This is a genomic window from Novosphingobium sp. KCTC 2891 (genome assembly GCF_025938155.1).
GTDB lineage: Bacteria > Pseudomonadota > Alphaproteobacteria > Sphingomonadales > Sphingomonadaceae > Novosphingobium.
Genome location: NZ_JAPCZG010000008.1, coordinates 223,351 through 231,101 on the forward strand (window position 1 = coordinate 223,351; position 7,751 = coordinate 231,101).

8 protein-coding genes are annotated in these 7,751 nt (G+C 65.8%); 3 read left to right on the forward strand and 5 right to left on the reverse strand.

Going from position 1 to position 7,751, the window contains the following annotated elements:
* Window positions 1–9 precede the first annotated feature (9 nt).
* Both OLX02_RS15615 and OLX02_RS15620 read right to left on the reverse strand, forming a co-directional pair.
* A complete protein-coding gene (locus tag OLX02_RS15615; RefSeq protein ID WP_264424346.1) occupies window positions 10–699 on the reverse strand; it encodes a pyrimidine 5'-nucleotidase in 690 nt (229 codons plus the stop codon).
* Between the two features lie 6 nt (window positions 700–705).
* The gene (locus tag OLX02_RS15620) at window positions 706–1,839 is read right to left on the reverse strand and encodes a PQQ-dependent sugar dehydrogenase (RefSeq protein ID WP_264424347.1); all 1,134 of its coding nucleotides are present in this window, start codon (window positions 1,837–1,839) and stop codon (window positions 706–708) included.
* Here OLX02_RS15620 and OLX02_RS15625 point away from each other — a divergent pair.
* The 3 genes from OLX02_RS15625 to folP all read left to right on the forward strand — a co-directional run bounded on the left by OLX02_RS15625 (window position 1,838) and on the right by folP (window position 4,955).
* The gene (locus OLX02_RS15625) at window positions 1,838–2,485 is read left to right on the forward strand and encodes a ribonuclease HII (RefSeq protein WP_264424348.1); all 648 of its coding nucleotides are present in this window, start codon (window positions 1,838–1,840) and stop codon (window positions 2,483–2,485) included. The genes OLX02_RS15620 and OLX02_RS15625 overlap by 2 nt on opposite strands.
* 204 nt (window positions 2,486–2,689) lie before the next feature.
* Window positions 2,690–3,835, forward strand: coding sequence for a site-specific DNA-methyltransferase (locus OLX02_RS15630; RefSeq protein WP_319641256.1), 1,146 nt, complete (start codon window positions 2,690–2,692; stop codon window positions 3,833–3,835).
* Window positions 3,836–3,839: 4 nt separating this feature from the next.
* Window positions 3,840–4,955, forward strand: a complete 1,116-nt coding sequence (folP, locus tag OLX02_RS15635) for a dihydropteroate synthase (protein ID WP_264424368.1) — start codon at window positions 3,840–3,842, stop codon at window positions 4,953–4,955.
* A 15-nt stretch (window positions 4,956–4,970) separates the two neighbouring features.
* On the opposite strand, the gene OLX02_RS15640 is transcribed toward folP, so the two are convergent.
* The 3 genes from OLX02_RS15640 to OLX02_RS15650 form a co-directional block, all read right to left on the reverse strand.
* A complete protein-coding gene (locus tag OLX02_RS15640; protein WP_264424350.1) occupies window positions 4,971–5,984 on the reverse strand; it encodes an inorganic phosphate transporter in 1,014 nt (337 codons plus the stop codon).
* Entirely contained in the window at window positions 5,984–7,045 is a 1,062-nt protein-coding gene (locus OLX02_RS15645) for a DUF47 family protein (protein ID WP_413630331.1), read from the reverse strand. Before OLX02_RS15645 ends, OLX02_RS15640 begins: the two co-directional genes overlap by 1 nt.
* A 337-nt stretch (window positions 7,046–7,382) precedes the next feature.
* Window positions 7,383–7,562, reverse strand: coding sequence for a hypothetical protein (locus OLX02_RS15650; RefSeq protein WP_264424352.1), 180 nt, complete (start codon window positions 7,560–7,562; stop codon window positions 7,383–7,385).
* Window positions 7,563–7,751: the final 189 nt, after the last annotated feature.

Here is a 7,751-nt window from a genome sequence, read left to right on the forward strand (position 1 = left end):
GCCGCGCGGTTAGCCGAGGGGTTTCGTCTCGGCAAGCTCCGCAAGGCACGCATCAAGCCATTGGCCGATGTCATCGATGACAATGTCGATGGCGGCATCGTCCTTGGCGCGGTCACCCCAGTCGGTCGCAGCGTCCAGCCACACCGTCTGCATTCCAAGCGCCTTGGCCGGCCCCAGGTTGCGGGCGGAATCCTCGACGAACACCGCGCGCTCGGGATCGACGCCCAGCGCCGCGATCATGCCGCTGTAGGCGCTCGGCTCGGGCTTGGGCCGGTATTCCATCGCGTGGATGTCCCACATTCCGTGGAAGCAATCCGCAAGGTCCAGCGCATCCAGCACGCGCGCGGCGTAAGGCGCGTCGCCATTGGTGAACACGATCCGCTGGCCGGGCAGCGCGGCGATCTGCGCGGCAAGACGCGGCACTTGCGCCAGCCCGGTCAGGTCGATGTCGTGGACATAGTCCAGGAACTCGCGCGGCTCGATGGCGTGGTAGTGCATCAGGCCTGCCAGCGTGGTGCCGTGATCGTGGAAATACATCTTCTGGATGCGCCGCGCCTCGGCCGCATCGCAGCCGAGCAGCTCGGCGATGAACACGCCCATGCGCTGGTCGATCTGCTCGAACACGCGGGCCGAGGCGGGATAGAGCGTGTAGTCGAGATCGAAGATCCAGAAATCGACGCGGGTGGGATCAAACGGCATGGGGCCTCAGCGCGGTGTGAGTTTACGCAGGCGGCCTTCTTCGGAATCTTCCAGAATCCAGATCGCGCCGTCCGGACCCTGTTCGATCTCGCGCACGCGATTGTCCAGCCCGATCCGCTCGACCTCGCGCGCCTTGGTCCCGTCGATCGCCACGCGCACCAGCCCCATCGAACCCATGCCCGCGATGATCGCCTGCCCCTTCCACGCCGGGAAGCGGTCGCCGGTGTAGAAAATGAAATCGCCCGGCGCGATCACCGGGTTCCAGCTGATCGCCGGCGCGGCAAGATCGGGCCGTGTCTTGTGGCGCGGGATCGGCTTGCCGTCATAATGGTCGCCGTCCGACACCAGCGGCCAGCCATAATTCCTGCCCGGCTCCACCAGGTTCAACTCGTCGCCGCCTGCCGGGCCATGCTCCAGATCCCACAGCCGCCCCTGCGGATCGAACTTCAGCCCCAGAAGGTTGCGGTGGCCATAGCTCCAGATCTGCGCCGACACGCCGCCTTTGTCGGCAAAGGGGTTGCCCGGCGCCGGCGTGCCATCGGGCAGCAGGCGCAGCACTTTGCCAAGGTTCACGGTCAGGTCCTGCGCCGGCGTGAACTTCTGCCGCTCGCCAGAGGACAGGAACAGGTATTTCCCATCGGGCGAGAAGGCGATGCGGTGTGAGAAATGCCCCCGGCCTGTCACCTTGGGCGCCTGCCGCCAGATGACCGACAGCCCCTCGATGCGCGGGGCTGCGTCCAGCACGAGCCGCCCGCGGCCCAGAACCGCGCCGCGCGTGTCGGCCGGGCCTGATTCCACCCAGGTGAGATAGATGGTGCCGCTCTGCGCGAAATCGGGCGCGGGCTTCACGTCGCCAAGGCCGCCCTGACCGCCGTAATCGACCTTGGGCACGCCGGCCACGTCCCGCGCCGGGCTTCCGTCCTGCCACAGCTTCAGCCCGCCCGCCTTTTCGGTGACGAGCGCGTAGGGCGTGCCGGGCAGGAACGCCATCGCCCACGGTTCGCGGAACACCGCCTTGTCCTCGATTTTCAGCGATACCGATGCGGCCTCGGGCGCATTTTGCGCGGCGGTGGGCGCGCCGCAGCTTGCGAGGATCAGGACGAGAGGCGATAGGGCGGTCAGGATCGGATATTTCTTCATGCACGGAACAATGCATCTGGCCGGCGGAACTGTCACGCCTCCCTCTCGGGTGGTCATCGGCGTGGACGAGGCGGGCAGGGGACCGCTCGCCGGCCCGGTGGTCGCCGCCGCTGTCGTCCTGTCCAAACCGCGCCCGGCCGGGCTGGACGATTCCAAGAAGCTGACCGCACCCCGCCGCGCGGTGCTGGAGGAACAGATCAAGCGCCGCTGCCGGTGGGCCGTGGGCGTGGTCGGACCGGACGAGATAGACCGGCTCAACATCTTCGGCGCGACAATGCTGGCGATGACGCTGGCGGTGCAGGCCTTGTGCGAACAGATCCGGGGCGAGCAGATCGCGGCCGAAGTCGATGAAGTGCTGATCGATGGCAACCTGACCCCGCACGGCCGCCGTCCCGAATGGTGCTGGCCCGCGCGCCCCATCGTCGGCGGAGACGCGATCGAGCCTTGCATCTCGGCCGCCTCGATCATCGCCAAGGAACACCGCGACCGCATCATGCGCGAAGCCGCGCTCGCCCATCCGCACTATGGTTGGGAGCGCAACGCCGGCTACGGAACGCCCGAGCATCTCGCCGCCTTGCGCGCACACGGCCCGACCCCGCTCCACCGCCGCAGCTTCGCCCCCGTCGCCCAGTTGCTGCTGCTCTGACTTTTTTGCGGGGCGAGTCCGCCGCGCAACACCCACCATATGTTGAGTCCCGGCAGCGGGACGGACTCAAGATGTGCCATCCGGACTCGTTCCGTTCTCATCCTACGTGACGCGCGACTCGCCGGATTCCCGCGAGTCGATCCTTGACGGCGGACTCCGGTTGATTCACTGTCCAGCCTCACACGGACAGGGGAAACGAATTTCATGACATCGACTGCGGTCAAGGTGCGGGCGCGTGCCCTGCGTGCGGCTCCGGACAAGGCGCTGAAGGCACCGGCGCTGCCGCTCAACCGCATTCTGCGTGGGGATTGCATCGAGGAAATGCGCGGCTTGCCCGATGCCTCGATCGACATGATCTTCGCCGATCCGCCCTACAACCTGCAGCTTGGCGGCGATCTGGCGCGGCCCGATGGCAGCCACGTCGATGCCGTGACCGATGATTGGGACAAGTTCGACAGCTTCGCCGCCTATGACAAGTTTACGCGCGAATGGCTGGTCGAAGCCCGCCGCCTGCTCAAGCCCAACGGCTCGATCTGGGTGATCGGCAGCTACCACAACATCTTCCGCGTCGGCGCGTTGCTTCAGGATCTCGGCTTCTGGATCCTCAATGACATCGTCTGGCGCAAGGCCAACCCGATGCCCAACTTCAAGGGCACGCGCTTCACCAACGCGCACGAGACGCTGATCTGGGCGGCCAAGAGCGAGAAGGCGAAGTACACCTTCAACTACCGCGCGATGAAGACGCTCAACGACGAACTGCAGATGCGCTCCGACTGGGTGCTGCCCATCTGCGGCGGGCAGGAACGCATCCGCAAGAACGGCACCAAGGCGCACCCCACGCAGAAGCCCGAGGCGCTGCTCTACCGCGTGCTGCTGGCCACCACCAACAAGGGCGACGTGGTGCTCGATCCGTTCTTCGGCACCGGCACGACCGGCGCCGTGGCCAAGCGCCTTGGCCGCGCCTTCATCGGTTGCGAGCGCGAGGACAGCTATATCGCGGTGGCCGAGGAACGCATCGCCGCCGCGCTGCCGCTCGATGAAAGCGCGCTCACCACGATGCAGTCGAAGCGCAGCGCGCCCAAGGTCGCGTTCGGCCAGCTGGTCGAAACCGGCTGGATCGCCCCCGGCGCGCAGCTGTTCGACAAGAAGCGGCGCTTCATGGCCTCCGTGCGCGCCGATGGCTCGCTGGTGGCTGAAGGCGCCGAGAACGGCTCGATCCACGGTGTCGGCGCCAAGCTCCAGGGCGCGCCTTCGTGCAATGGCTGGACCTTCTGGCACATCGAGCATGAGGGCGAGGTGAAGCCGATCGACGCGCTGCGTCAGCTCTACTTGCTCGCGGTCGAGGACTGATCCCCTGTCGCAAAAGCTCTACATCCGGCCCATCGCCTTTGCCGAAAGCCCGCAGAGCGAGGAGGGCGAGGCGGTGCGCCTCGCCGGCGGAATGGTCTATGCCAGCCGCTTCGCGCTGATCGTGCGCGACGGCACGCGCGTCGTGTCGCGCCGCCGCGTGGGTGTGGAAGGCATGGCGGCGGCGCTGGCCGCGCTTCCAGATGCGCTGGCGGCCGATGGCGAGGCGCAATGGGCGGGCTTGCGCACCGCGCACGTGCCAATCCCCTGCGGCAACCGCACGCTGCGGCTCGATCAGCCGCAGGTCATGGGCATTCTCAACGTCACGGCCGACAGCTTCTCGGATGGAGGCAAATTCCTCGACAATCCCGATGCCGCGCTCCGTCACGCGCACGCCATGCTCGAAGCCGGCGCAGCGCTGATCGACGTGGGCGGTGAATCGACCCGTCCCGGCTCCGCCCCGGTGTGGGAAGGCGACGAGGCGAAGCGCGTCGTGCCCGTCATCGAGCGGCTCGCGGCGAGCGGCGCGGCCATCTCGATCGACAGCCGGCGTTCCACCGTGATCGAAGCCGCGCTGGCGGCCGGCGCGCATATCGTCAACGATGTGTCCGCGCTGCGCCACGATCCCCGATCCATGGAAATCGTCGCCCGCAGCGGCGCGCCGGTGGTGCTGATGCACGCGCCCGGCAGCGAGGGCGACCTTCACGCCGACGGCACTTATGCCGACGTTGTGCTCGACGTGTTCGACGACCTGCGCGAACGGCGCGACGCCTGCCTCGCCGCCGGCATCGCTCGCGAGAAGATCGTGCTCGATCCCGGCATCGGCTTCGGCAAGTCGCTGGCGGAGAACCTGGCTCTGGTCAACGCGCTCCCGCTGCTCCACGCGCTGGGTCAGCCCGTGCTGTTCGCCGCCAGCCGCAAGCGCATGATCGGTGCGCTCTCGAACGAGGCACCTGCATCCCGGCGCCTGGGGGGCTCGCTGATGCTCGCCATCCGGGCGTTCGATGCCGGCGCGCAAATGGTGCGCGTCCACGACGTGGCCGAAACCGTGCAGGCCCTCCACGTCTGGCGCGGCCTGCGCGATGCCGCGCTGACCGACTTCTCGCAGATGGGCGAGGGCTGACCAGCCGTCCGCGGATCAGAACAGGCGCGTCAGGCTGTAGAACAGGGCGCCAACCGTTGCGGAGGCGGGGATCGTGATGACCCACGCAGCGACCACGTTTCCGGCAACACCCCAGCGGACCGCCGACGTGCGCCGCGCAGTTCCCGCGCCGATCACGCAGCCGGTTATCGTGTGCGTCGTCGAAACGGGAATGCCCAGAAGCGACGCCGAAAACACGATGATCGAACCGCCGAGCGACGCGCTGAAGCCCTGATGGTGCGATAGCTTGGTGATCCGCGAGCCCATTGTCTCGATGATCTTCCACCCGCCGGCCATCGTGCCCAGCGCCATCGCCACATAGCAGCTGATCGCCACCCAGTGCGGCACCGCGAACTCACCTTTCAGCGTGCCCGTGGAGAAAAGCAGGACGGTGATGATCCCCATCGTCTTTTGCGCATCGTTCAGCCCGTGGCTGATCGAATAGGCGGCGGATGACACCAGGTGGAGCGACCGGAAACTGCGCTCGGCAGTGCGGCTGTTCGCGCGCGCAAACAACCAGCTGGTCAGCAGCATCACCAGCATCGACAGAACCATGCCCAACACCGGGGAAAGCACAATGGCGATCAGCGTCTTGTTGAGACCGGTCCACTGCACCCCGGTAAACCCGGCATGGGCCACCCCTGCGCCGACAATTCCGCCGACGAGCGCATGGCTGGACGATGAAGGAATGCCCTTGAGCCAGGTCACGACATTCCAGAACATCGCCCCGGCCAGCGCACCGAACACCACCGCCGGCGTGACCAGATCCTTGTCGATCAATCCCTTGCCGATCGTTTCGGCAACCTTGTGCAGGCTCGGGAATGTGATGGTCAGGAAATAGGCGGCGAAGTTGAACGATGCGGCGAACAGCACCGCCGTAACGGGCTTCAGCAGCTTGGTGGAAACCACCGTGGCGATCGAGTTCGCCGCGTCATGCAACCCGTTGAGAAAGTCGAATGCCAGCGCGATCAGCACCAGCCCGGCAAGCAGGGGAAAGGCAAGATGGTGCATCAGGCGTGGTCGATCACGATGCCATCGATCTCGTTGGCGACATCCTCGAAAGCATCGACGATCTGTTCGAGATGCTTGTAGATCTCGCGCGCCACGATGAACTTGATCGTCGCTTTTTCGCCATGCTCGCGGAACGCGCGCTTCAGGCCCTGGCGGTGCACTTCGTCGGCGTGGTTTTCCATGCGGACAAGGCGCTCGGTCAACTCGTGCAGGCGGGTGCCGTTGCGGCCGACATCGCGCAGCAGCGGCATGGCCTCGGCGGTGAGGCGCGCGGCATCGACGATGATCGCGGCCATGTCCTTCATTTCCTGCTCGAACTCACGAACTTCGTAGAGATCGACCGCCTGTACGGCGGCCTGCATCTCGTCGATCGCGTCGTCCATCGAGCCGATCAGGCTGGTGATCGCGCTGCGGTCGAAAGGCGTCAGGAACGTCTCTCGCACCGTTCGCAGGGTTTCGCGGATGATCTGGTCGCCGTCGTTCTCGCGCTCGATCACTTCGCGGATGTGATCCTGCGGATTGCCGATGCCCTGCAGCAGCCGGGCGAGAGCGTCGGCGCCTGCGACTATTGTCTGCGCGTGGCTTTCAAACAGTTCGAAGAAGTTGCCCGTCTTCGGCAAAAGGCGCTGGAACCATGCGGACATATGGATGATCCTGGATTTGTGGGCAACTTGCGCCAGCACGCCGGTTCGGCGCGTGGCTGCCTGGAATTCGGTGGGCGCGAAAGAGCGCATCAGTTCGCGCAGGTCCGCTTCGTCGACCTTGTCGGCAGCTTCGGAAAGAGTGAACCACGAGCGCTCTCGCTGACCAGCCTCCTTCCACACTTCCAGTTCGTCGGTCACGGCCAGGGGGTAGACTTCGACGTCCACCATCAGCGAGGCACCGCTGCCCTTGCGCTTCCGATAGCGGAACGAGCCCAGAGGTACGGGGCACACCAGCCCGCGAACGCCGGCTTCTTCCTCGGCTTCGATGGCAGCGGCGGCATGGCCAGGGGTTCCCGCGATGCCATTGCCCTTGGGGATGACCCATCGCCCGCTCCCGCGCGAGGTGACAAGTAGCACCCGCACGCTGACGTCCTGACCGGAACCATCGGACCGATAGGGCAGGGCGGCAATCTGCTGAATGGGAAAGCTCCGAATGAAAAGGGCGGTTGCCTCGCGACAATGCCACCGCGATTCACGAGGCTGCAATGGCGACCGAGCGCCGGGCTGTCAAATTTCAGTCAAGAAATGATGCGTGCGGACGAGTGGCACAGGGAACAGCGCGCTCGCGGGTCTTGTGTGTCCAGGCCATACGGAAACCGTTCAGGGTTTCCGCGGCGTTCCCGGAGAGGAGCGGCCGCGCCGCCCGGCGTAAGGGAATACTGGAACATCGCGCGCCGAAGTTCGGAATTCCAGCCTATTGGCGGTGCGAGGGCGAACGCAATGTGACACCCTTCATGCTGATTTCCAGCTTGTCGATCGCGGTGGCAACATATGCGTGTGCAAATCGGTCCTCGTCTGCATCAAGCATATCGAGCACGGACATGAGGAGTCGGAGTGCCTCCATTCGCCGCGTGAAGGTTTCGTCGGTACCCATCTGTCCCTCTCGCACGCCCGACACCATTGCGTTCGTTTTTGCCGGTGCGTCACATCGAGAGTGCGCCCGCTGACGTGACCCCCTGATTTCCACCAGCGGGGATTAGAGCCCGGCAGCTTTGTTGCGCATGAGCGCGGGTTGAGCAATGGCCTGCGCAGCGGAGCCCGTAGGGCGTAGCGAAGCAGGCCA

Bases quoted from the DNA above. Each gene is read 5' to 3' on its own strand.
- OLX02_RS15615 (WP_264424346.1), bottom strand. From the start codon at position 699: ATGCCGTTTGATCCCACCCGCGTCGATTTCTGGATCTTCGATCTCGAC.
- OLX02_RS15650 (WP_264424352.1), bottom strand. From the start codon at position 7,562: ATGGGTACCGACGAAACCTTCACGCGGCGAATGGAGGCACTCCGACTC.
- OLX02_RS15625 (WP_264424348.1), top strand. From the start codon at position 1,838: ATGCACGGAACAATGCATCTGGCCGGCGGAACTGTCACGCCTCCCTCT.
- OLX02_RS15630 (WP_319641256.1), top strand. From the start codon at position 2,690: ATGACATCGACTGCGGTCAAGGTGCGGGCGCGTGCCCTGCGTGCGGCT.
- OLX02_RS15640 (WP_264424350.1), bottom strand. From the start codon at position 5,984: ATGCACCATCTTGCCTTTCCCCTGCTTGCCGGGCTGGTGCTGATCGCG.
- OLX02_RS15620 (WP_264424347.1), bottom strand. From the start codon at position 1,839: ATGAAGAAATATCCGATCCTGACCGCCCTATCGCCTCTCGTCCTGATC.